Genomic DNA, 23022 nt, shown 5'->3' on the forward strand with positions numbered 1-23022 from the left:
TGTTCAGGTCAATTCAAAGGAAGCTGGTTCCGTGCGGCCCTGCCGGAATGCCGAGATGCCTGGCAATGGTCTCGCCAATGTCAGCATAGGTCTTTCTGGCGCCGATGCCACGCCCCTGAAGCCCGGGACCTGTGCACAACACCGGCACGTGCTCGCGGGTATGATCCGTTCCGCGCCAGGTCGGATCGCAGCCATGGTCCGCTGTCAGGACAAGAAGGTCGCCTTCTTTGAGGTGGGCAATCAACTCCGGCAGCCGCGTGTCGAAATGTTCAAGGGCTGCAGCATAGCCGGGCACATCGCGGCGGTGACCATAAAGAGAGTCAAAATCGATAAAGTTGGCGAAGACGAGATCCCCGTCCCCGGCAAGATCCATTGCTTCCAGCGTCTTGTCGAACAATTGATCATTGCCCGCGCCCTTCAGCACCTTCGAGACCCCCTGATGAGCAAAGATGTCAGAGATCTTGCCAACGCCAATCACTGTCCGCCCCGCATCGGTCAGGCGATCGAGAACAGTGCGCTCGGGCGGCAGCACCGAATAATCCCTGCGATTGGGCGTGCGCTCAAAGGTGTCCCTGCTTTCGCCGGTAAAGGGGCGAGCTATGACGCGGCCGATATTGTAGGGATCGGCGAGTTCCCGGGTAACCTCACAAAGCCGATAGAGCGCCTCCAGTCCGAAGCGTTCCTCGTGTGCCGCGATCTGGATCACGCTGTCCGCGGACGTGTAGAAAATCGGCAATCCAGTGCGGACATGTTCCTCGCCCAGCTCTTCGATGATGACAGTGCCCGAGGCATGTTTGTTGCCGAGAACGCCGGCAATGCCCGACCTTGCTTTCACCCCTTCGATCAGTTCATCAGGAAAGGTTGGCACGGTTTCGGGAAAATAACCCCAGTCGAAGCGAACCGGGACACCGGCGATTTCCCAGTGACCGGACGGCGTATCCTTGCCGTTGGAGACTTCTTCGGCGTAGCCCCAAAGCCCTTCAGGCTCACCTGCAAAATCGAGACCCGGCGCAGCCTTTCCATTTGAGGCAAGAGACGCTGCGCCCAGACCGAGCCGATCCATGTTTGGCACATGCAGTGGACCGGAGCGCAGACCGTCGCGGTCGCCCTCGCCGATTGCACAGCGTTCTGCAATATGGCCCAGCGTGTCGGATCCGGCATCGCCAAACTTCTCCGCATCGGCGGCACCGCCAATTCCGAAGCTGTCCAATACGCACAGAATAGCTCTAGGCATGAGCCTGTCCTCTTTATTGCCGACCGATGGCCGGAGAGGCCCCGTTTTCCGGGGCCCTTGAGATCTCAAGACGCGATCCGCTCGACAACGGCGGGGTAGTCCGGCACGTCTCTCGCATCGCCGATCCGGTAGGCTGCACGCACCATGCGGGATGCTTCTTCAACCTGGTCCTGCGTCTGGGCATGCACGATGGCGAGCGGAGCATCGGAATCGACCGAATTGCCAAGACCGGCCAGATTGGTCAGTCCGACAGCCGGATCAATCTTCTGGGCGGCAAATGTCCGGCCACCGCCGAGAGCAACAACGGCAAGGCCAACCTGACGCGCGTCAACGCCGGTGACGATCCCGTCCATGTCTGCGTAGATCGGTGCCTCGATCGGCGCCTTGGCCAGATACAGTTCAGACTTTTCCATGAAGTCCGCAGGACCACCAAGAGCGGTGACCATTTTCGCGAAGATCTCCGCCGCCTTACCGCTTTCAAAGGCGTCCCGCATTTTCGCTTCACCATCGGCGCCGTTTTCGGCAAGACCACCGGTTGCGAGCAACTCGCCACCTTGTGCGACCGTGACATCCCACAAGCGGCTATCAATCGCCGTGCCTTTCAGGAAGTCGACAGCGTTTTGAACTTCAATCGCGTTGCCGGCAGCCGAGGCCAGCGGTTCGTTCATGTCGGTCAGGATTGCAGTTGTCTTCAACCCGGCACCATTGGCGACCAGAACGAGGCTTTGGGCAAGGGCCCGCGCATCTTCCAGCTTCGCCATGAAGGCACCCGTGCCCCATTTCACGTCCAGCACCAGACCCTCAAGTCCCGCTGCCAGCTTTTTCGACAGGATGGATGCTGTAATCAGGTCGATGCTCTCCACAGTGGCCGTAACGTCACGAATTCCATAGAACCGCTTGTCGGCAGGAGCAAGGTTGCCGGTTTGCCCGATAATGGCGCAGCCAACTTCCTTGACCACTTTCTTGAAGAGCGTGTTGTCCGGTTGGGTCTTGTACCCTGGAATGCTGTCGAACTTGTCGAGCGTACCGCCGGTATGACCGAGGCCCCGACCGGAAATCATCGGCACGGCTGCGCCACAGGCAGCAAGCGCCGGAGCGAGCATCAACGAAACATTGTCGCCAACACCGCCGGTGGAATGCTTGTCGAGAACCGGTGCATCGACATCGGACCAGTCCAGCACATCGCCGCTGTCGCGCATACCCAATGTCAGTCCGACGCGTTCTTCAACAGTCAGCCCCTTGAAGAAGACCGCCATGGCAAAGGCCGCAACCTGGCCTTCTGTGATGGTTTCGTCGGCCAGACCCCTCACGAAAAACGCAATCTCTTCCGGGGTGAGCGTCTGCCCATCCCGTTTCTTTCTGACAATTTCCTGCGGCAGCATTTTTAGTATCCTTCGCCCGCGTGCACAGTTTTTCCCTCAAGTTCGGCGATCAGGGCATCCAGAAGCCCACTTGCTCCAAACCGGAAGGTGGTGGCGGACACCCAGTTGTGTCCCATGATCTTGTCGGCGAGAGCCAGATAGGCAGCGGCATCTTCGGCCGTCTTGATCCCCCCGGCGGGCTTGAAGCCCACGTTGCGACCATGATCCCGGCGCTCCTCCTCGATTGCCGTCAACATGATCTCGGCAGCTTCCAGCGTGGCGTTCACCGGCACCTTGCCCGTGGAGGTCTTGATGAAGTCCGCGCCTGCGCCAATGGCAATTTCCGATGCCAGATGGATCAAAAGCGGATCCTTGATCTCTCCGGTTTCCAGAATGACCTTCAGCTTTGCCGGAGCCGGAATTGCTTCTTTCACCCGAATGATCTGCTCCTCGGCAAAGCCTTTCCGACCTTCCATGAAAGCGCGGTAGGGCATGACAAGATCGATCTCGTCCGCACCATCGGCAATTGCCTGCCGGGTCTCGGCAACAACTGCAGAGGTTTCAGTGCCGCCTGCCGGAAAATTGACGACCGTTGCCACTTTCACACCAGTACCAGCCAGTTCCCGCACGCCCTGCGCAACGAAGCGCGGCCAGATGCAGATGGCGGCAACAGAACCATGTGGCGTTACGGCCCGTCCGGTCAGCGTTGTGATGTCTGCCTCGGTGCAGTCGTCATTCAAATTGGTCAGGTCGACGAGACCCAGCGCTCGCCGTGCCACGTCTTTCAGGGACAAGTCATCCACGGCCAGCCTCCTTCACAAATCCACGTACAAGCTGCTTCATCCGGTTCATGCCCAGTTTGGCGACAGACTTGGTCTCGTCATGGGAAAGCGCATGCGACTGGATACCAGCGCCATAGTTGGTGATGATCGACATGGCAGCGACACGCATGCCAAGGAACCTTGCCATGATGACTTCCGGAACCGTGGACATGCCAACGGCATCCGCGCCCAACACCTTTGCCATGCGGATCTCGGCAGGCGTTTCGAAGGACGGACCGGAGAACCACATATAGACGCCTTCGGCCACCGGATCGCCGGTTTCCTCGGCCACCTTCTTCAAGGTCGCGCGAAGCTCGGGATCGTAAGCTGCGCTCATATCCAGAAAGCGGCTCTCGTCCTCTTCCCCGATCAAGGGGTTCATTCCGGACCAGTTGATGTGGTCGGAGAGGATCATGGGATTGCCGGGAGCAACATCTTCGCGCAGGGAACCTGCAGCATTGGTAGCAAGCAGGATCTCGCAGCCCAGCTCCTTCAGCGTCTCCACCGGAGTTCTCATGATGGAGGGGTTGCCGCTTTCGTAGTAATGCGCGCGACCGGAGAGGATCACCACCGGCACTCCATCCATCGTTCCGGCAACCAGCTCGCTGGAGTGGGACGTAACGGTGGAAACCGGAAACTGCACCAGACGGGAATAGGGAATGCGAACAGCATCCTCGACCTCTTCGGCCAGAGATCCGAGGCCGGAGCCGAGGATCATGCCGATCTTGTAGGAACCCGAACGGGCTGCGCGGACAATATCCGCGCATTCACGACCATAACCGCTCATGAGGCGTCAGTCCTTTTCGTTTAGTTCAAAACCGGCCGGGAGGAGTTCGGCCACAGTGAAGGTCTTCTTCACTTCATCGAGATTGGCGATGTGCACTTTCACATCATCACCGGCAAATTCCTTGATCTTCTGGCGACACCCGCCGCAGGGCGTGCAAAGAGCCGCATCGGCCATGACCAGCACTTCGGCAATTTCCGTTTCCCCTGCGAGGATCAAGGCGCTGATTGCGCCGCCTTCCGCACAAACCCCTTCCGGATAGGCCGCGTTTTCCACGTTGCATCCGGCGATGATCTTGCCACCCTTTGTGCGCAGGGCCGCGCCGACCTTGAATTTCGAATAGGGCGCATAGGCGCGCTCGCGCGCTGATTTCGCTGTTTCAAAGAGAAGCTGAACGGAACTCATGTGCGCTCCTTCAGATAGGGAATGCCCGATGCCTTTGGCGGGATCGCCTTGCCGATGAACCCGGCGAGAAGAATGACCGTCAGGATGTAGGGCAGCGCCTGGAAGAACTGGACCGGCACTTCGCCAATGCCCGGGATCTCCTGTCCCTGCAGGCGGATGGCAACCGCATCGAGGAAGCCGAAGAGCAGGCAGGCGAACATGGCATTGCCCGGCCGCCACTTGGCGAAGATCAGCGCGGCCAATGCGATGAAGCCCTTGCCAGCCGTCATTTCCTTGATGAAGCCAGAGGATTGAGCAATCGACAGATAGGCACCGGCCAGGCCGCACAGGATGCCGCAGATCAACACCGCACGGTAGCGCAGCCAGATCACATCAATGCCTGCCGTGTCGACCGCCGCCGGGTTTTCGCCGACGGCCCGAAGACGCAAGCCAAACCGGGTGCGGAACAGGACCCACCACGTCAACGGCACGGCAGCAAAGGCCATGTAAACGATGATGTTGTGGCCCGACAGAAGCTCTGAATAGATCTGCCCGATCACCGGCACACCGCTCAACGTTTCCGCCAACGGCAGGTTTATGTTCTCGAAGCGCCCGCCATCGGGAAGCGCGGGTGTGCGCCCGCCTTGCTGGAACCATGTCTGCCCAAGAAGGCCGGTCAGGCCGATGGCAAGGAAGTTGATGGCTACCCCTGAAACGATCTGGTTGCCCCGGTTGGTGATGGAGGCAAAGCCGTGAATGAGGGCCAGAACGCAGGCAACACCAATGCCCGCCAGAAGGCCCAGCCACGCGCTGCCCGTTATATATCCGACAGCACCGGCGCCAAAGGCCGCGCCAAGCATCTTGCCTTCCAGTCCGATGTCGACGACGCCGGAGCGTTCTGAATAAAGCCCGGCCAGACATGCCAGCAAAAGCGGCGTGGACAGGCGAACCGTGGAATCCAGAATGAGGATGAGAGTTTCAAACATGGTCGTTCCTCCTCAAGCCGCTTGAGCTGCAGGTGAACGACCTGCCGAAAAGAGCCGGATCAGGGCCGGACGGAAGAGATATTCCAGTGCCCCGGCGAAAAGGATCACCAGACCCTGAATGACGACGATCATGTCACGGGTGATGGCGGGCATCTCGAAAGAAAGTTCCGCGCCCCCCTGATAGAGCATGCCGAACAGGATCGCTGCCAGAACGATGCCGACCGGATGACTGCGCCCCATCAGGGCAACAGCAATCCCCACAAAGCCGTATCCGGCCACGTAGTCGATCAGCAGCCGATGCTGCGAGCCCATGATCTCGTTGATCGCCATCATGCCCGCAAGCCCACCGGAAATGAGCATGGTCACAATGATAATGCGGACCGGATTGATGCCGGCATAAACGGCAGCGGTCGGGTTCGCGCCAAAGGAGCGGATTTCAAAGCCGAGCTTGGTGCGCCAGATCAGCAGCCAGACGAGAATGCAAGCCAGAAAGGCGACAAACAGCGAGAGGTTCACCGGCGCATAGTCAAAACCAAAGCCGGGGAAGATATCATTGAGGAATGGCAGACGACCGCCTTCCTCGAAGGTTCGGGTTTCCGACTGCATGGACCCGGCCTTCTTCATCACATTGTTCAGAAGATAGACCATCAGCGAGGCGGCGATGAAGTTGAACATGATCGTGGTGATAACGACGTGGCTGCCACGTTTGGCCTGAAGCCAGGCCGGAATAAAGGCCCACGCAGCTCCCATAAGAGCAGAACCGAGAATGGCGAAAGGCAGGGTCACCCACCACGGCACATACTGGTCGAGCGCAAGACAGGCAAAGGCGACGCCCAACCCACCGAGATAGGCCTGCCCTTCCCCGCCGATATTGAACAGTCCGGCATGAAAGGCGACCGCAACCGCGAGCCCGGTGAAGATGAAGTTGGTGGCAAAGAACAAGGTGAAGCCGAAGCCCTCGCCATATCCCAATGAGCCCCAGAGAAGGACCTTTACGGCGTCCAGCGGGTTTTCCCCGATCAGGACCACCACAAGCCCGGAGACCAGAAACGCTGCAGCAAGGTTGAGCAGCGGGATCAGGCCATAATCCACCCAGCGCGGGAGCTGCCCAGCACTCATTTCGTTTCTCCTTCAACACCGGCCATCAGCAGGCCCAGTTCGCCCTCGTCGGCATCTGCCGTGCGTTCACCAACGATCTTGCCGTCGAACATCACGAGAATTCGGTCCGCCAGAGAGCGGATTTCGTCCAGTTCAACGGAGACAAGCAAAATGCCCTTGCCGGCATCCCGCAGCTCCACGATGCGCTTGTGAATGAACTCGATGGCGCCAATATCGACGCCGCGCGTCGGTTGCCCCACCAGAAGAACGGTCGGATCGCGTTCGATTTCGCGCGCCAGAACGATCTTCTGCTGGTTCCCGCCGGAGAAGTTGGCGGTCTTCAAAAGCGGATTGGGCGGGCGAATGTCGTATTTCTCGATCTCACCGCTTGCCAGTTCCTTGATCTTGGCGATGTCGAGAAGCAGCCCTCTCGAGTAGATCGGGTCATTGTGATAACCGAGGATCGAGTTCTCGTATTCGGCGAATTTGGTGACCAGACCCATCCGGTGACGATCTTCGGGAACATGCCCGAGGCTGCGCTGGCGCATCTGCGCCGGATCAAGCGGGTTTTTCGCCAGATCAATTTCCTCGCCATCGATCCAGAGCGTGCCCGTGTCGGCATGCCGGATACCCGCGATCGTTTCCAGAAGTTCCGATTGCCCGTTACCCGACACACCGGCGATCCCGACAATTTCACCGGCGCGAACATTGAACGAGACGTCCTTGACGACCCGAACGCCGCGGCTGTCCGTAACGTTGAGGTTTGAAATCTCGAGAACCTTGTTCGTCGGGGTGGCCGGTGTCTTGTCGACATTCAGCAGCACGCTTCGGCCAACCATCAACTCGGCCAGTTCGGACATGCTCGTCTCGGACGTCTGGCGTGTTGCCACCATCTCACCGCGGCGCATCACAGATACCGTATCCGTGATTGCCATGATTTCGCGCAGCTTGTGCGTGATCAGGAGAACGGTCTTGCCCTGATTTTTCAGAACTTCCAGGATCTTGAACAGGTGGTCTGCCTCTGCGGGCGTCAACACACCGGTCGGCTCGTCCAGAATGAGGATTTCTGCGCCGCGGAACAGGGCTTTCAGAATTTCGACACGCTGCTGGAGACCGACGGGAAGTTCCTCGATCAGAGCATCCGGGTCCACCTTCAGTTCATATTCGTCTTCCAGACGCTTCAGCTCTGCCCGCGCACTGGCCAGCCCTACCGACAGGTTCGCCCCGCCTTCAGCTCCAAGCACCACATTTTCCAGGACGGAGAAGTTGTCGACCAGCATGAAGTGCTGGTGAACCATGCCGATGCCGAGCGAAATGGCCGTTTTCGAATCCGGAATGGCAACCTTCTTGCCATCGACCAGAATGTCACCTTCATCCGCCGTGTAGAAGCCGTAGAGGATCGACATCAAGGTCGATTTACCGGCGCCGTTTTCGCCGATGATGCCGTGAATGGACCCTTTCTTGACGAGAAGGTCGATGTCCTTGTTGGCGTGGACCGGACCAAAGCGCTTGTTGATCTTGCGCAGCTCGATGGCCGGTTGAGCTGTCGTTTCCAGCTCCTGTGTGGTGATCGGCTTGTTCATGGGATCAATACCGGGCCTTTCCAAGAATTCATGTCACGAGTGCGGGCACGGGCCGTCGCTGAGGATGTCGTGCACCTTCAGCTCCCCGGACGAAATGGCCGAAACGGCTTCATCGGCAGCAGCTTTCATGTCCGCGCTGATCAGGTTCCGGTTGTTGTCGTCGATCACCCAGTCCATGCCGCCTTCAGCAAGGCCAAGCACACGAATACCCGGCTTGAAGGACCCGTTCCTTGCGGCTGTGAAACTGTCGTGGACCGCATTGTCCACGCGCTTGCGGATTGATGTGAGCACATTGCCGGGATGAAGCGCATTCTGGTTGGAATCGGTCCCAATGCCCAAAACATTGGCATCGGCTGCGGCCTGCAGCACACCGATGCCGGTGCCGCCTGCGGCCTGAATGATCACATCTGCGCCAGCCTCGATCTGTCCGCGCGCCAGCTCGGCGCCACGAACCGGATCGACAAAGGCAGCGGGCGTGTCGCCCGCCATATTGTAGAGAACCTGAATGGTTGGATCGACCGCGTTGACACCGGCCTGATAGCCGCACAGGAAACGCCGGATGATCGGAATGTCCATTCCGCCGACAAAACCCACGACACCGGTCTTGCTTGCTTTCGCGGCAAGAAGGCCCGCGATGTAGGCCCCTTCGTTTTCCCTGAAGACATAGGAAGCAACGTTCGGGGCATCCACGACCATGTCGATGATGGCGAAGGAACTCTCGGGAAAGTCTTTTGCCGCTTCGGCAACGGCAGACGCCTGATTGAAACCGATGGCGACGATGGGTGTCTGGCCGCGCTTTGCGAAGTTCCGCAAGGCCTGAATGCTCTGCGCATCCCTGTCGATTTCGAATTCGCGAACTTCAAGTCCGGTTTCCTCGCGAAACCGGGTTACACCGCGAAAGGCGCTCTCGTTGAAGGAACCGTCAAACTTGCCGCCAACCGAATAAACGATTGCGGGTTCGCCATCTGCAAGAGCGCTTGCGGGCTGCATCAATAACAGCGCGATGGCCGCGCTCAGTCGCCAACGTTTCATGATGCCCCCCTGCGGCAATCGTCAAACGCAATGAAATAAAACGGCCCTCCCGCCCTGCGGCGGGAAGGCCAAGGCTTGCACCTTAGAACGGGCAGCTTTCGTTAGACATGTAGTCGTGAACAACGACCTTGCCGGAGACGATGTCAGCCTTTGCCGTTTCAACAGCGGCCTTCATTTCGTCGGAAATCAGCTTGGCATTGTTGTCGTCCAGAGCCCAGTCGACACCACCTTCAGCAAGACCGAGAACGGAGAAACCGGCGCTCCAGTTGTCGTTCTTTGCGTCTTCGAATGCCTGATAGACGGCAACGTCAACGCGCTTGAGCATGGAGGTGAGAACGGAACCCGGATGCAGGCCGTTCTGGTTGGAGTCGACGCCGATGCCGAGCTTGCCTGCATCAGCTGCTGCCTGCAGAACACCGATGCCGGTGCCGCCTGCAGCGTGATAAACAACGTCTGCGCCACGGTCGAACTGGGACTTGGCCAACTCACCGCCCTTGACCGGGTCATTCCAGGCAGCGCCGGTGGTGCCGGTCATGTTCTCGAACACTTCCGCAGACCCGTTGGCTGCCATTGCACCCTGCTTGTAGCCGCAAGCGAATTTGCGGATGAGCGGAATGTCCATGCCACCAACGAAGCCGACCTTGCCGGTTTCGGACGCCATCGCGGCCAGCATGCCAACGATGTAGGAGCCTTCATGCTCCTTGAACACGATGGAACGTACGTTCGGCAGGTCAACGACCATGTCGACGATCGCGAATTGCAGGTCCGGGAATTCCTTTGCGACCTTCTCGACGGCATTTGCCTGAGAGAAGCCGATGGCGACGATCGGGCTCATGCCGCGCTTTGCGAAATTGCGCAGGGCCTGCTCGCGCTGGCTGTCGTTCTGGATTTCGAAGTCGCGGTATTCGATGCCGGAATCGGTCTTGAACTGCTCGGCGCCGGTATGAGCCGCTTCGTTGAACGACTTGTCGAACTTGCCGCCAAGATCATAAAGCAGGGCCGGCTTGATGTCCGCTGCCATTGCTCCGGCCGCCATCAGCATGGATGCTGTTGCGACACCGATCATCAAAAACTTTTTCACTCTTTTGTCCTCCATACAAGGACCGGCGACATGCCGGCCCGGTTCGGATCTTCCCCTCAGGCTGTTCCATGCAATGAGCTGGAACACTGTGTTTGCAGGCCAGCTTTTTTACACACTGCCCTTGCCAAGGTTTCGTCTGCTATCAGGTCGGTGATCACACCGGTCCTGAGAGCAGCCAAAGTGGCGACGGCTTTGCTTTCACCGCCCGCCAAAGCCAGAATGCGCGCTCCGCGCACGTCCTCGTAATGCAGGCCGACCGCGCAATCGCCAAGCGTGCCGCGTGCCTCCCGCCCATCAACATCCAGAAAGCGCCCCATCAGGTCAGAGGCCGCGCCCGTGCTGATCAGCGCGGACTGTTCTTCCTTGGTAATGATGCCCCGCTCGACCAGGTGCCCCTCATTTTCCATGGAACCGATACCGACAACGAAGAGATCCGACCCTCGTGCGCGGTCCAGAAGTCCCTGAACGCTGCTTTGCCCAAGGAACACCGCCTTCTCGGCCGGCGATTCCGCAAAATAGGGCACCGGCAGATAATAGCCGACACCGCCAACCCGCTCCTGCATTTGCTGGACAACGTCATAGGGGTTTGCCGCAAGGCTTCTTGTCAGCGAGCCACTGATCGAAATGATCTCGAGATCAGGGCGGGAAATCTTCGGCAGCGCTTCGACAGCTGCCTTCAAGGTGCGGCCCATGCCGACACCAACGCGGCGCACATTTTCCGAGGTCAACAGGCCGGTCAGCATCTGGGCCGCGGTCCCGGCAATTGCGCGGATGGCCGTTTCCTGATCGGAAGAACCTAGATCCGGCGTCACAATGCAGCGGTTCAGTCCGAATTCGCCTGCGATACTCTCTTCGAGTTCAAGACATTCAAGCGGACGCCCCTCGATCTGAAATTTGACGAGACCGGTCTTTTGCGCATGCGCAATCAGGCGATGAACCTTTGCTGGCGAGACGCCAAGTTGACTTGCGATTTCGCCTTGCGTCCGGCCACCAACGAATGAAAGCCAGGCCGCGCGAATGGCCAGATAGGTTGTCCAATCGTCCTCTTGCGCCCGCATGGCGTTCGCCTACTCCCACAGGCGGCATATCGGTCACGCAGGACCGGGTCTGCCGTCACCAGGCAATTTTTGCCCTCTCGAAGCTCAAACCCGCTATAATGGGTTGGTGAAATTTTCTTCACCGGCTGATTATTTATTCACTTTTGTACCAGCCTCAGCAGGAACGTCAAGAACCCGTTGGCGAAAAGAGCGCGATTCGCGGGAATTAGGTAGTTTTATCACCTGCGTCCGGGCATGTGATGCACGGCAAATTTTGCCCTCCGCCGCTTGCAGATTGCAATCATTGGCATTTTTCCATTGAAACCCACCTCCTCTGGCTGCAGGGCCAATAACTTGGGCACAAGGTGTGAACTGCCGGCACATTGATTTTGCCGGTTAAACCAGAATCTGACATTATTGGCATGCACTTTACCAAGTAAACTGCAAACACCCTCAACGTAAGTATTCTGTAGTCGTCTAAATTCACGAGGAACGATTCGATAACAAATTAGAGTCACCATAATAAAAAACAGCTTGGGAGACGTACTGAACCGGCCTTCGGGTCTAGAAGGAGAAAAAAATGCTTCTCGGTACTTCCAGAGCAGTCAAAACACTGTGCACGACGCTGTTCGGTCTGAGTTTCGGTTTGAGTATCCAAACCTGCGTATCGCAGGCCGCAACAATGAACCCCATCAAAACCGCGACCACCGCGTATTCCTACGACTTCGCCAATGAAGTCGATGTGGAGCTGGTCCTTGCGGTCGATATCTCCCAGTCCATGGACACGGAAGAACAGGAAGTGCAGCGCGCCGGTTACATCTCGGCCCTCACCTCCAAGGAATTCCTTGAGGCCATTCAGCTTGGCCCGATCGGCAAGATTGCCGTCACATACATGGAATGGGGCGGCGTCGATGAGCATTTCATCGTCGCAGACTGGACCATCATCGAAAATCTCCAGACGGCGGAAAGCTTTGTCAGCCTCATTGCCGAAGCTCCCCTTCGTCAGGTGCAACGGACTTCCATCAGCTCTGCGCTGAAGAAGTCCGTCGATCTGGTACAGGACAACCAGTACACCAGCCTTCGGCAGGTGGTCGACATTTCCGGCGACGGCCCCAACAATCAGGGTGGCTCAGTCACGGAAGTGCGGGACCGGCTACTCTCCACCGGCGTTGTGATAAACGGTCTTCCGCTGATGATGAAGGCCAACACCAACACCTGGCAAGCGATGCTCAACCTCGATCACTATTATGAAGACTGCGTGATCGGTGGACCTGGCTCCTTTGCCATTCCAGTCCGCTCTCAGGAAGGGTTTGCCGATGCAATCCGCATGAAACTCGTGATGGAGATTGCCGGCCTGACATTCCCGAAGAGCTACGTGCAAAAGGTGAGCATGCGCGAACCCATTCGCTGCAACATGTTCGATTGAGTAATGTATATGCCGGGCAACTGAACGGAGCGGGTTTTTGTCCCGCTCCGTCGATATATTGCTGAACACGACCCTGCCTTGATTGACTTCATTTCCGAACGTGCTTTATCTGCCCGCAGCCGTGGCGTTACCTTTTAAGCGCCCATTTACGAACGGATGCAGATTTCATGGCCGCACGCCCAACCCTTGCCCTTGTTGCGCATGACGCAAAAAAGGACACCATGGTGGCCTTTGCGCAGCGAAACACCGAAAAGCTCAGGGACTATGATCTTGTGGCCACCGGCACGACGGGCGGTCGCATTCTTGAAGTCTGCCCCGGTCTCAAGGTGACCCGGTTAAAAAGTGGGCCCTTGGGCGGCGACCAGCAGATCGGGGCCATGATCGCGGAAGGGCGCCTTCAGGGACTTGTGTTTTTCGTCGATCCGCTCAGCCCGATGCCGCATGATGTAGATGTGAAGGCCCTTATGCGCTTGTCCCTGGTCTACGACTTGCCGATGGCACTCAACCTGTCCACTGCAGAGATCCTGCTGCGGTCCGCCCGACTGTCGGGACTGAAGACCACATCAACCACTCCGGAAGTCAACTGTGGCTGATAACTCCTTGTCTACCAGACCTACCGAATTCGAGTATCCGGTCCTCGTTGCCGATATCGGTGGAACGAATGCCCGCTTTGCGCGGATTGACGGACCGAATACCGAGACGGTCAAATGTCCCAGTCGCGGCACCGGAAACCATCCGGGCCTCGTGGAAGCCATTCGCGACAGCCTCGCCGAAGTGGCAGGCCCTGCCCCCAAGACCCTTATTGCCGCCGTCGCCGGGCCCGTCACTGGAGACACCATCCCGCTGACCAATGCGCCATGGGTTATCAAGCCCGCCGAGGTTCTGAAGGAACTGGGACTGTCTCAGGTCGTGATCATCAACGACTTTGAAGCGCAGGCGCTGGCGCTGCCGGGCCTTTCCGGACCAGACATCGAACAGATAGGCGGAGGCAAGGTTCGCCCGGATTCCACCAAATTCGTTCTTGGCCCCGGCACAGGACTGGGCGCGGCCGCAATGATCTATGCGGCGGGCACTTGGATCCCCGTCCCGGGCGAAGGCGGGCATGTGGAGATCGGCCCGGTGACAAAGGAAGACGAGGCCATCTGGCCGCATATCGAGCGCATGGGCGGTCGTGTCGGGGCAGAGAGCATCCTGAGCGGGAGTGGACTGCCAAGGCTTGCCAAGGCCGTTGCCGCAAGCCGTGGAACCGAACACCGCCTCACCACGGGTGCGGCCATTACGCAGGCTGCAGGCGAAAATGATCCTGTTGCGCTTGAAACGCTGCATGTTTTTGCTCGCGCCCTTGGCCGCGTTGCCGGTGACTTTGCCCTCAGCCTTCTGGCGCGCGGCGGTGTCTACCTGACCGGCGGCGTCACCCCCCGCATTGACCGCTTTTTGAGCGATGGCCAGTTCCGTGCGGCCTTTGAAGCAAAGGCACCTCACGAAAGACTCGTCGGTTCAATCCCGACCTTCATTGTCCGCCATCCCAATCCCGCGCTTGAAGGCCTTGCTGCTTTCGCACATGAACCGGAACGCTTTGCGGTCGACCTGTCGGGGCGCAGCTGGCATTGCGCGCCGACGCAGGATATCGAACGCGCGGTCTGACCCTCCATGGCAGACCGCACCCGTTTTTCTTCTCCCCTGCCGATTGACGCCGTTCTTGATGAACTTCTGGCGGCCCTGAGCGACAGCGTGAACGCCGTTCTGGTGGCAGAACCGGGGGCAGGCAAGACAACACGTGTTCCGCTTGCCCTGTTGGAAGCCGAGTGGCGCAAGGACGGAAAAATCATCGTTCTGGAACCGCGCCGTCTTGCAGCGCGGGCCGCAGCCCGCCGCATGGCATCGGAACTTGGCGAAAAGGTCGGCGAACGGGTTGGATATCGCGTTCGCATGGACAGCAAGGTATCAGAGCGTACCCGCATCGAAGTGGTCACCGAGGGCGTGTTTACGCGCATGATCCTCGACGACCCGGAACTGACCGGGATCGCCGCCGTCCTGTTTGACGAGTTTCACGAGCGCTCGCTGGACGGCGACCTCGGACTTGCGCTCGCTCTGGACGTCCAATCGGCCCTGAGAGACGACCTTCGCCTGCTGCCGATGTCTGCGACGCTGGATGCCGCCCGCGTTTCGGACACCTTGGGCGGCGCGCCGATTATCGAGAGCACGGGGCGCAGTTTTCCGGTCGAGACCAGATATCTGGGCCGAAAGCCGACTGACACCATCGAAGACACGACGGCAAGAGCCGTGCAAAAAGCCCTTGCCGAAGAACCCGGTTCCATTCTCGTCTTTTTACCCGGGCAAAAGGAAATCACCCGTACCGCAGAGCGCCTTATGGGCAAGGTACCGCATAACACGGTTCTGGCACCGCTCTATGGAGCTCTGGATGCGAAGGTTCAGGACGAAGCGATCCGCCCCGCGCACGATGGCCAGAGAAAGGTCGTACTGGCCAGCGCCATTGCCCAGACGTCCCTGACAATCGAGGGCATCCGAGTCGTTGTCGACAGCGGCCTTGCCCGTGTTCCCCGCTTTGAACCCCAGACAGGCCTGACCCGTCTTGAAACCGTGCGCGTGTCGCGTGCCTCGGCGGACCAGCGGCGCGGCCGCGCTGGCAGAACGGAACCCGGTGTCTGCTATCGGCTGTGGGACGAAGCACAGACCAATTCGCTTCCTGCAGCTGAAGCCCCGGAGATACTCGAGGCGGACCTCTCCGGGCTGGTGCTAGATCTGGCAAGTTGGGGCACATCCGATCCTGCACAATTGAGATTTCCAGATGCTCCTCCCCTTCCAGCATGGTCTGAAGCAAGCCTTCTGCTGAAATCCCTTGATGCACTGGACGATGACGGACGGCTGACACGGCAAGGGCGAGATCTTGCCCGATTGCCGCTGCACCCACGCCTTGCGCACATGATCCTGCGAGCGAGCGACGACGGCGACGGCTGGACGGCCTGCCTTCTTGCCGCTGCCATTTCGGAACCCGGACTTGGCGGGCGGGACGTGGACCTTCGTGCAAGGGTGTCAAGGATTGCGTCTGACGGCAGCCCGCGCACCCGCGATGCGCGCAAACTGGCCGAGCGATGGCTGGCCCAAGCGGGAGGTAAAAAGAATGATCTGCATGCAGAGGCAAGCGGACGCCTTCTTGCGCTCGCCTACCCGGACCGGGTTGCAGAGGCCCGTGGCAAGGCTGGCCGCTACCGGCTCGCCAATGGACGCGGCGCTGAACTTGACGAAGGTCACCCCCTTTGCACGGAACGATTTCTGACCGTTGCCGACATTCAGGGAAAGGCTGCGAGTGGTCGCATTGCGCTTGCTGCCCCCTTGTCACAGCCCGATATCGAGGACCTCTTTGCCGACCGGATCGAGGACGTCGACGAAGTCACCCTTGAAAAGAACGGCAAGCTGAAAGCACGGCGGGTGCGAAGATACCAGAGCGTGGTTCTCGACAGCCGGATCATCTCTGCTCCCGATCCCGCTGCCATCACCGCAGCTCTTCTGTCCGAGGTCCGGCGCAGGGGCATCGACAAACTGCCCTTCAGCAAGGAGCAGTTGCATCTTCGGGGCCGCGTCGCGTTCGTTCGTGCCTCCGGGCAAACAGACTTGCCAGATCTCACGGATACCCATCTTGCCGAAACGCTGGATAGCTGGCTCGGACCTTTCCTTGCCGGTGCCACAAGTCTTGATGACATTGATGCCGAAACTCTCGGGAATGCGCTGGCCATGCTTTTGCCTTTTGATGCAAAGGCAAGACTGGATGAAGCGGCTCCATCCCACTTCACCGCGCCGACCGGATCGAAGCTACCCATCGATTATGGAGCTGAAAACGGGCCGACCCTGTCGGTTCGGGTGCAGGAACTCTTCGGGCTTGGCACCCATCCTTCCGTTTGCCATGGCAAGTTGCCGCTGACACTGGAACTGTTGTCTCCGGCTCATAGACCGATCCAGATCACACGCGATCTGCCCGGCTTCTGGTCCGGCTCCTGGGCCGATGTGAAAGCGGACATGCGCGGTCGCTACCCGAAGCACCCCTGGCCAGATGATCCTCTGAATGCCGAAGCGACCCGGCGAACAAAAGCGCGTTCCGGCGACAAATCCAGCTGAACTCCCAGCACAACCCGCTTGGATGAAAATGCAATTTCAGGTTAGCATGTGGCATGGATCGCGCTCGCATCATTTCTAATCTGGCCGGGAGGACCCGGTTACCGTGGGACGCTCTCGACTACTGTTTGGGCAGGCGGGGGCGGAGCTCGACGATTTTTCTCGCAATGCTCAACCGCCTCGCTTCGGGAGGCTCTCTCTCGGCCGACGAAGAAAGCGCATTGTATTATGGCCTTCTCGTTCTGGCGTATCACCAGCGAACCGCTGCGCTACCGGACCTTTTGAAACTGCTGGAATGTCGACGCGAGGAAACCGATCGTCTGCTTGGAGACGGCGCAATCGGTGAGGTCCTGCCGCGTGTCCTGATGGCGATCGGCGAAGATAATACCGACGATCTTTGGTCTTTTGCGATGAATGCGCCGGCAGATTGGCTGATACGCGATGCTGTCCTCAAGGCATGGGTCTATTTTGCCCTAACGGACGCCGTTCCCCGGGAGACTGCTCGCGCGCATCTGGAGACCTTTCCAACGGCAGTGGAGCTTGGCCCGGAAGATCCCTATTGGATCAGCTGGATGAATGCGGTTGCCGATCTCGGACTGACAGAGCTGGGACCGCTTCTGAGGACCATCGTCGAAAGCGGGCGGATCGAACGAGGGCCGCTTGGCCTCTCGGAAGCAGACTATCGGGATATTCTGGCGCGGCTTGAAGAAAGCACCGAGTCTTCCCGCAAATCGGTCAGCTGGCGACAGCGGGCGGGATATACCCCCTTCGGTGAAGAAGACCGGGTCAAATATGACTTCTACAACGCGGCGCGTCTTGCTCCGGGAACAAGCCAGAGCGTGTCACAGACCTTGATGATGCAGGCGGCGGAAGATGCCGCGAACCAGCCTTACCGGATTGATCAGGCGGGAAATGAAAACACCCCCGCCTGATCAACCTCACGTCTTGCTTCTACTCGTCTGATGCGGCAACGAGGCTTGCGTTGCCGCCTGCAGCAGCCGTGTTGATCGAGACGACCTGTTCCTGCGCAAAACGCGTGAGGTAGTTCGGCCCACCAGCCTTTGGCCCGGTTCCGGAGAGACCCGAACCGCCGAAAGGCTGGGTTCCAACGACAGCGCCAATCGTGTTGCGATTAACGTATACGTTACCGACTGCGAGGCGGTCGACAACCTTCTTGACCGTCGCATCGATACGGCTGTGAACGCCCAGCGTCAGGCCGTAGCCGGTGGCTTCGATGGAATCGAGAACCTTGTCGAGCTCTTTCGTCTTGTAGCGAACCACATGCAGGATCGGACCGAAAATCTCTCGCTCCAGCTCCTCCGGCTTGTCGAGTTCGATGATATGCGGTGCCACCCAGGTTCCGCCAGCCAGTTCACCGCGCGGTGTCGGCCCGGCATAGCGAACCTTCTTTGCGGCCTTCATCTTCTCGACATGCGAAAGGATGTTGTCTCGCGCTTCCGCGTCGATGACCGGACCGATGTCGGTGGACGGCTTTTTCGGATCGCCGAGAGCAAGTTCCCGAGCGCCACCTTCCAGCATCTTCAGCAAGGTGTCAGCAATGTCCTCCTGCAGGAACAGAAGACGCAGGGCCGAACAGCGCTGACCAGCAGACTGGAATGCCGAGTTCATTACATCGTCGCACACCTGCTCCGGCAGAGCCGTGGCATCAACCAGCATTGCATTCATGCCGCCGGTTTCGCCGATAAAGGGCACGATCGGACCGTTCTTGGCGGCAAGGGTACGATTGATGGCCCAGGCGGTTTCGGTTGAGCCGGTGAAGGCAACGCCAGCCACCTTCGGGTGCTTGGTCAAGGCTGCGCCGATAGCACCGTCGCCGGGCACATACAGCAGCGTGTCTTCGGGAACGCCCGCCTTGTGCAGCATCTTGATGGCTTCATAGGCGATCAACGGGGTCTGCTCTGCCGGTTTGGCGACAACCGCGTTTCCGGCAACAAGCGCAGCGGCCACCTGACCAAGGAAAATGGCCAACGGGAAGTTCCATGGAGAGATGCAGACGAAAACCCCGCGTCCGCGGAAGCGGTAACGGTTTTCCTCACCAGTCGGCCCCGGCATCAAACGCCCGGCGCCGAACAAGTTTTGTGCTTCAGCGGCGTAGTAGCGACAAAAATCAACCGCCTCGCGGATTTCCGCGATCCCGTCCGGCAGGGTCTTGCCTGCTTCGGTGCAGAGAATGGCCATCAACCGATCAAAATCGGCTTCCATGAGATTGGCCATCTTTTCCAGCGCCTTGGCGCGCTCTTCCACCGGCTGACGAGACCATTTCCGGAAGCCGGCGACGCCCGCCACCATGGCTTCTTCAACATTCTTGACCGTCGCAAGTGTCACATTTCCTGCAACAGTCTTGCCGTCGACCGGCGAAAGCACCGGCTGCGTTTCGCCAAAGGTGGTTGCACCGGGGATCAGGGGACGTGCATTGGTCGCCGGAAAGGCAACGGTCTCAATCGCGTCCGTCAGCGCACCCCGTTCCTTTGCCCAGCCGAGTTCCCGTCCGGAGGAATTCCTGCGGCTAGCGCCGTACAGATCGAGTGGCATGGGAATGGACCGATTACGTGAGCGATCACCGTCAGCAAGAATTTCCTGCGGGCGCTTCAACAGCTGGGCAACAGATACAGAACTGTCCCCGACGATGGTCACGAAGGACGAGTTCGCGCCATTTTCGAGAAGGCGGCGCACCAGATAGGCAAGCAAATCCTTGTGCCCCCCGACAGGGGCATAGATGCGGCAAGGATACTTGTCCTTTTCCGTCACGGACTTGTAGAGGCTCTCGCCCATGCCGTGCAGCCGCTGGAACTCATAGCCGTCCTTGTTGCCGGCGATTTCAGCGATCTGGGCAACAGTCAGGGCGTTGTGGGTGGCAAACTGCGGGTAAAGCACATCGCGCGCGGCCAACATGCGTCGGGCACAGGCCACGTAGGAAAGATCCGTTGCCGCCTTTCGCGTAAAGACAGGATAGTCTTCCGCACCCATTTCCTGCGCGTGCTTGATTTCCGTATCCCAGTACGCCCCCTTCACGAGCCGAACCATAAGACGGCGATTGTATTTGCGGGCAGCGGAAATCAGCCAGTCGATCACATGGATGCCGCGCTTCTGGTAGGCCTGAACCGCAAGGCCAAAACCATCCCATCCTTCCGTCACCGGGTCGGCAATCACGGCGGCAATCACATCAAGCGAGATTTCAAGCCGATCCGCTTCTTCCGCATCGACCGTAAAGTTCAGATCGTATTTGCGGGCTGCTTTCACCAGTTCCAGCAGTTTGGGGACGAGTTCGTCGCGCACCCGTTCTCCGTTGACAGCCTCGTAGCGCGGATGCAGCGCTGACAGTTTCACGGAAATGCCGGGCCGCGCGGGCAGCTTGCCATCTCCGGCGGACTTGCCGATAGCCTCGATCGCATTCGCGTAAGACTGGAAATAGCGTTCCGCATCGTGGGCGGTGCGAGCCCCTTCGCCCAGCATATCGTAGGAATAACGATAGCCCTTGGCTTCCTGCGTCTTTGCCCTCTCAAGAGCCTTGGAAATCGTTTCACCCAGTACAAACTGGTGTCCCAGAAGCTGCATTGCCTTGCGGGTGGCGGTGCGAACTGCCGGCATGCCCATTCGTTTCACGAGGGAGGCGAGAATGGTTTGCGGCGTATCACCGGGATGAAGCAGACGGGAAGTGACGCCCAGCGCCCAGGAGGACGCCGACACCAGCCACGTGTCTGACTTTGGCTGGCTTGGTTCGTCAAAACGGGCAACGGCCAGCTTGTCCTCGATCAGCTTGTCGGCCGTTGCCGCATCAGGCACCCGCAGCAGAGCTTCTGCCAGCACCATCATGGCGAGGCCTTCACGCGTTGTGAGACCAAACTCGCGCATGAAGTCCTCGACACCGCCAAGTCCGGTCGGCGTGGAGCGCATTGCATGAATATAGGCTGTCGCCTGTGTGTCGATCCGGCGTTCCTGCGCATCACTCAGGGCAACTTCCGAGAGAAGCTGCTTTACCAGCGTCACATCATCCGGAGCATAGTCGGCCCGAAAAGGCGGCAAGCCGGAGGCGTCAAGAGCAAGACTGGCAACAGACGAATTGGCGGGCATTCCCATCTCCCTGAAAGACGCGCGGCTGCGCGAAACTTTTCGCATCTTGCCTGAATGCAGAGATTATTTTTCACCAATTTTGTGCCATCATGCGGTGGATTTTGCAAAAAAATACCGTAGGGACCGCGATGAATCACACTCTTGATCCAATTGACCGTAAAATCCTCAAAGCACTACAAGTCGACGGCAGGATCAGCAACACCGACCTTGCCGACAAGGTTGGGCTTTCTGCCAATGCGACAAGCGAACGGTTCAAGCGGCTGGTCCGTGATGGCTATATTTCAAGCTTCTCCGCTGTTCTGGCTCCTGAAAAGGTAGGCCGGGAGTTGCTTGTCTTCGTGGAGATCAAGTTAGATCGGACGTCCTCTGAAATCTTCGACGCCTTCCGGCGGGCCATCGAGCGTTCCAGCGACATACTCGAGTGCCATATGGTTGCCGGTGGGTTCGACTACCTCCTGAAGGCGCGCGTTTCCGATATGGACACATACAGGCGGTTCCTCTCCGATGTGGTGCTCGCCCTGCCCGGAGTCAGGGAGACCCATACCTATCCGGTCATGGAGGAAATCAAGGAAACGCATGTGTTGCCGGTCTGAGGCTTATTTCCTGTCTGTGCCCAATTCTGGCTTTGCGCCATAGCGTTGATGAGCATCGGCAAGGTTCACAAGATTTCACAAAGCCTTGTCTTGACCGTAAGTTGTCGGACGCGCCAAACGATTCCATTGGCAAATGAAAGAGGTGCCCATGCGAACCCATCGATTCAGAACGTCCCTGGCAGCAATCCTGTTCAGCTTGACCGGCTCCTTGGCCAGCAGCGCCGCCGTTGCCGAAGGCTGGTCCGATACCACACTGGAAGAGGCGAAGGGTCAGAAGGTCTATTTCTACGCCTGGGGCGGAGAACCGAGGATCAACGCCTATATCGATTGGGCCGCGCAGGAAGTTGAAAAGCGGTACGGCGTTTCGGTCGAACACGTGAAGGTGAGCGAAACCGGAGCCGTGGTCACCCAGATCATCGGCGAAAAGACGGCAGGGCGCGAAGATGGCGGCAGCGTTGATCTTGTCTGGATCAACGGTGAGAATTTCAACACGCTGAAATCACAGGGCCTGCTGGCCGCTCCGGGCTGGGCGCAATCCCTTCCGAACTGGACGCATGTGGATGTGAACGGTAAGCCGACCGTGCTCAGTGATTTCACGGTTCCAACGGACGGGCAGGAAGCTCCCTGGGGCATGGCGCAACTGGTCTTCATGTATGACACCCGCGTTCTGGCCGAACCGCCTCGCAGCCTTCAGGCCATCAAGGATCTTGTCAAACGCCAGCCGGGCCGTTTCACGTATCCGCAACCACCGAACTTTCATGGCACCACATTCCTGAAGCAGGCCCTTATCAACCTGATCGAAAACCCGGAGAAACTCTCCAGCCCCGTTGATGAGGCAACCTTTGACCAGGACGTGGCACCGCTCTTTGCCTTTCTGGACGAACTGCATCCAAACCTGTGGCGCAAGGGAGCCGTGTTCCCGAACAACGCAGCGCAGATGCGACTGCTCCTGGCGGACGGGGAGTTGGACATCGCCTTTACCTTCAACCCGAGCGATGCTTCGAGCGCCATTGCCAACAAGGAACTGCCCAATACAATCCGCACGTTCGTGTTTGAAGACGGCACATTGGGCAACACCCATTTTGTGGCCATCCCATTCAACAGCTCGGCAAAACAAGGCGCGATGGTTCTCGCCAACTTCCTCCTGTCGCCCGAGGCTCAGGCACGCAAGCAGGATCCTGCACATTGGGGCGATCCGACCGTGCTTGATGTTGCCGGGCTTGAGGCAGCAGACCGTGCCGCCTTTGACAAACTCGACCTCGGGATCGCGACCCTGTCGCCTGCAGAACTTGGGAACACCCTTCCAGAACCGCATCCAAGCTGGGTTACGGCCATCGAGAAAGCCTGGGAAACGCGCTACGGCAATTCCTGACGGCCGG

At 58.8% G+C, this 23022-nt stretch carries 19 protein-coding genes; 7 read left to right on the forward strand and 12 right to left on the reverse strand.

The annotated features are described in order from the left end of the window. Positions 1-13: 13 nt before the first annotated feature. The 11 genes from F0155_RS14330 to F0155_RS14380 all read right to left on the reverse strand — a co-directional run bounded on the left by F0155_RS14330 (position 14) and on the right by F0155_RS14380 (position 11422). Positions 14-1234, reverse strand: coding sequence for a phosphopentomutase (locus F0155_RS14330; RefSeq protein WP_150525215.1), 1221 nt, complete (start codon positions 1232-1234; stop codon positions 14-16). Between the two features lie 65 nt (positions 1235-1299). Beyond that, on the reverse strand, positions 1300-2616 hold the full coding sequence (gene deoA / locus F0155_RS14335; protein WP_150525216.1) for a thymidine phosphorylase: 1317 nt from the start codon (positions 2614-2616) through the stop codon (positions 1300-1302). A gap of 2 nt (positions 2617-2618) precedes the next feature. Further along, positions 2619-3398, reverse strand: coding sequence for a deoxyribose-phosphate aldolase (deoC, locus tag F0155_RS14340; RefSeq protein WP_150525217.1), 780 nt, complete (start codon positions 3396-3398; stop codon positions 2619-2621). Further along, positions 3391-4203: a purine-nucleoside phosphorylase gene (locus F0155_RS14345; protein ID WP_150525218.1), complete on the reverse strand. Its 813-nt coding sequence runs from the start codon at positions 4201-4203 to the stop codon at positions 3391-3393. The genes deoC and F0155_RS14345 overlap by 8 nt, the downstream gene beginning before the upstream one ends. Positions 4204-4209: 6 nt before the next feature. Continuing rightward, complete coding sequence (gene cdd / locus F0155_RS14350) at positions 4210-4605, reverse strand: cytidine deaminase (RefSeq protein ID WP_150525219.1); 396 nt, start codon at positions 4603-4605, stop codon at positions 4210-4212. Continuing rightward, complete coding sequence (locus F0155_RS14355; RefSeq protein WP_150525220.1) at positions 4602-5570, reverse strand: ABC transporter permease; 969 nt, start codon at positions 5568-5570, stop codon at positions 4602-4604. Before F0155_RS14355 ends, cdd begins: the two co-directional genes overlap by 4 nt. Positions 5571-5582: 12 nt before the next feature. Then, a complete protein-coding gene (locus F0155_RS14360; protein ID WP_150525221.1) occupies positions 5583-6689 on the reverse strand; it encodes an ABC transporter permease in 1107 nt (368 codons plus the stop codon). Then, entirely contained in the window at positions 6686-8251 is a 1566-nt protein-coding gene (locus F0155_RS14365; protein WP_150525222.1) for an ABC transporter ATP-binding protein, read from the reverse strand. Before F0155_RS14365 ends, F0155_RS14360 begins: the two co-directional genes overlap by 4 nt. Positions 8252-8284: 33 nt before the next feature. Further along, positions 8285-9283, reverse strand: coding sequence for a BMP family lipoprotein (locus F0155_RS14370; protein ID WP_150525223.1), 999 nt, complete (start codon positions 9281-9283; stop codon positions 8285-8287). A gap of 82 nt (positions 9284-9365) precedes the next feature. Then, positions 9366-10364 (reverse strand): BMP family ABC transporter substrate-binding protein, encoded by a 999-nt coding sequence (locus F0155_RS14375; protein ID WP_208999282.1) that lies wholly within the window; start codon positions 10362-10364, stop codon positions 9366-9368. A 56-nt stretch (positions 10365-10420) separates the two neighbouring features. Then, positions 10421-11422 carry a sugar-binding transcriptional regulator gene (locus F0155_RS14380; RefSeq protein WP_192913817.1) on the reverse strand — a complete coding sequence of 334 codons (1002 nt, stop codon included), beginning with the start codon at positions 11420-11422 and terminating at the stop codon, positions 10421-10423. Positions 11423-12083: 661 nt separating this feature from the next. Here F0155_RS14380 and F0155_RS14385 point away from each other — a divergent pair. The 5 genes from F0155_RS14385 (at position 12084) to F0155_RS14405 (ending at position 17890) form a co-directional block, all read left to right on the forward strand. Continuing rightward, positions 12084-12827 (forward strand): DUF1194 domain-containing protein, encoded by a 744-nt coding sequence (locus F0155_RS14385; protein ID WP_208999283.1) that lies wholly within the window; start codon positions 12084-12086, stop codon positions 12825-12827. A gap of 167 nt (positions 12828-12994) precedes the next feature. Further along, complete coding sequence (locus F0155_RS14390) at positions 12995-13420, forward strand: methylglyoxal synthase (protein WP_150525225.1); 426 nt, start codon at positions 12995-12997, stop codon at positions 13418-13420. 7 nt (positions 13421-13427) lie between these two features. After that, complete coding sequence (locus F0155_RS14395; protein ID WP_208999284.1) at positions 13428-14471, forward strand: glucokinase; 1044 nt, start codon at positions 13428-13430, stop codon at positions 14469-14471. A 6-nt stretch (positions 14472-14477) separates the two neighbouring features. After that, on the forward strand, positions 14478-16961 hold the full coding sequence (hrpB, locus tag F0155_RS14400; protein WP_150525227.1) for an ATP-dependent helicase HrpB: 2484 nt from the start codon (positions 14478-14480) through the stop codon (positions 16959-16961). Positions 16962-17125: 164 nt separating this feature from the next. Continuing rightward, positions 17126-17890, forward strand: a complete 765-nt coding sequence (locus F0155_RS14405; RefSeq protein ID WP_150525228.1) for a hypothetical protein — start codon at positions 17126-17128, stop codon at positions 17888-17890. 19 nt (positions 17891-17909) lie between these two features. Here F0155_RS14405 and putA read toward each other — a convergent pair whose 3' ends face one another. Next, the gene (gene putA, locus F0155_RS14410; protein WP_150525229.1) at positions 17910-21050 is read right to left on the reverse strand and encodes a bifunctional proline dehydrogenase/L-glutamate gamma-semialdehyde dehydrogenase PutA; all 3141 of its coding nucleotides are present in this window, start codon (positions 21048-21050) and stop codon (positions 17910-17912) included. Positions 21051-21178: 128 nt separating this feature from the next. Between putA and F0155_RS14415 the strand changes: the two genes are divergently transcribed. Both F0155_RS14415 and F0155_RS14420 read left to right on the forward strand, forming a co-directional pair. Further along, complete coding sequence (locus F0155_RS14415) at positions 21179-21643, forward strand: Lrp/AsnC ligand binding domain-containing protein (protein ID WP_150525230.1); 465 nt, start codon at positions 21179-21181, stop codon at positions 21641-21643. 148 nt (positions 21644-21791) lie between these two features. Then, positions 21792-23015 (forward strand): ABC transporter substrate-binding protein, encoded by a 1224-nt coding sequence (locus F0155_RS14420; RefSeq protein WP_150525231.1) that lies wholly within the window; start codon positions 21792-21794, stop codon positions 23013-23015. Positions 23016-23022: the final 7 nt, after the last annotated feature.

Origin of the sequence: Roseibium sediminis, assembly GCF_008711325.1 — a bacterium.
Taxonomy (GTDB): domain Bacteria; phylum Pseudomonadota; class Alphaproteobacteria; order Rhizobiales; family Stappiaceae; genus Roseibium; species Roseibium sediminis.

Coding starts and splice junctions, on each gene's coding strand:
- F0155_RS14330 (WP_150525215.1), bottom strand. CDS start 1,234: ATGCCTAGAGCTATTCTGTGCGTATTGGACAGCTTCGGAATTGGCGGT.
- deoA (WP_150525216.1), bottom strand. CDS start 2,616: ATGCTGCCGCAGGAAATTGTCAGAAAGAAACGGGATGGGCAGACGCTC.
- F0155_RS14345 (WP_150525218.1), bottom strand. CDS start 4,203: ATGAGCGGTTATGGTCGTGAATGCGCGGATATTGTCCGCGCAGCCCGT.
- cdd (WP_150525219.1), bottom strand. CDS start 4,605: ATGAGTTCCGTTCAGCTTCTCTTTGAAACAGCGAAATCAGCGCGCGAG.
- F0155_RS14355 (WP_150525220.1), bottom strand. CDS start 5,570: ATGTTTGAAACTCTCATCCTCATTCTGGATTCCACGGTTCGCCTGTCC.
- F0155_RS14360 (WP_150525221.1), bottom strand. CDS start 6,689: ATGAGTGCTGGGCAGCTCCCGCGCTGGGTGGATTATGGCCTGATCCCG.
- F0155_RS14365 (WP_150525222.1), bottom strand. CDS start 8,251: ATGAACAAGCCGATCACCACACAGGAGCTGGAAACGACAGCTCAACCG.
- F0155_RS14370 (WP_150525223.1), bottom strand. CDS start 9,283: ATGAAACGTTGGCGACTGAGCGCGGCCATCGCGCTGTTATTGATGCAG.
- F0155_RS14380 (WP_192913817.1), bottom strand. CDS start 11,422: ATGCGGGCGCAAGAGGACGATTGGACAACCTATCTGGCCATTCGCGCG.
- F0155_RS14385 (WP_208999283.1), top strand. CDS start 12,084: ATGAACCCCATCAAAACCGCGACCACCGCGTATTCCTACGACTTCGCC.
- F0155_RS14390 (WP_150525225.1), top strand. CDS start 12,995: ATGGCCGCACGCCCAACCCTTGCCCTTGTTGCGCATGACGCAAAAAAG.
- hrpB (WP_150525227.1), top strand. CDS start 14,478: ATGGCAGACCGCACCCGTTTTTCTTCTCCCCTGCCGATTGACGCCGTT.
- F0155_RS14405 (WP_150525228.1), top strand. CDS start 17,126: ATGCTCAACCGCCTCGCTTCGGGAGGCTCTCTCTCGGCCGACGAAGAA.
- putA (WP_150525229.1), bottom strand. CDS start 21,050: ATGCCCGCCAATTCGTCTGTTGCCAGTCTTGCTCTTGACGCCTCCGGC.
- F0155_RS14415 (WP_150525230.1), top strand. CDS start 21,179: ATGAATCACACTCTTGATCCAATTGACCGTAAAATCCTCAAAGCACTA.
- F0155_RS14420 (WP_150525231.1), top strand. CDS start 21,792: ATGCGAACCCATCGATTCAGAACGTCCCTGGCAGCAATCCTGTTCAGC.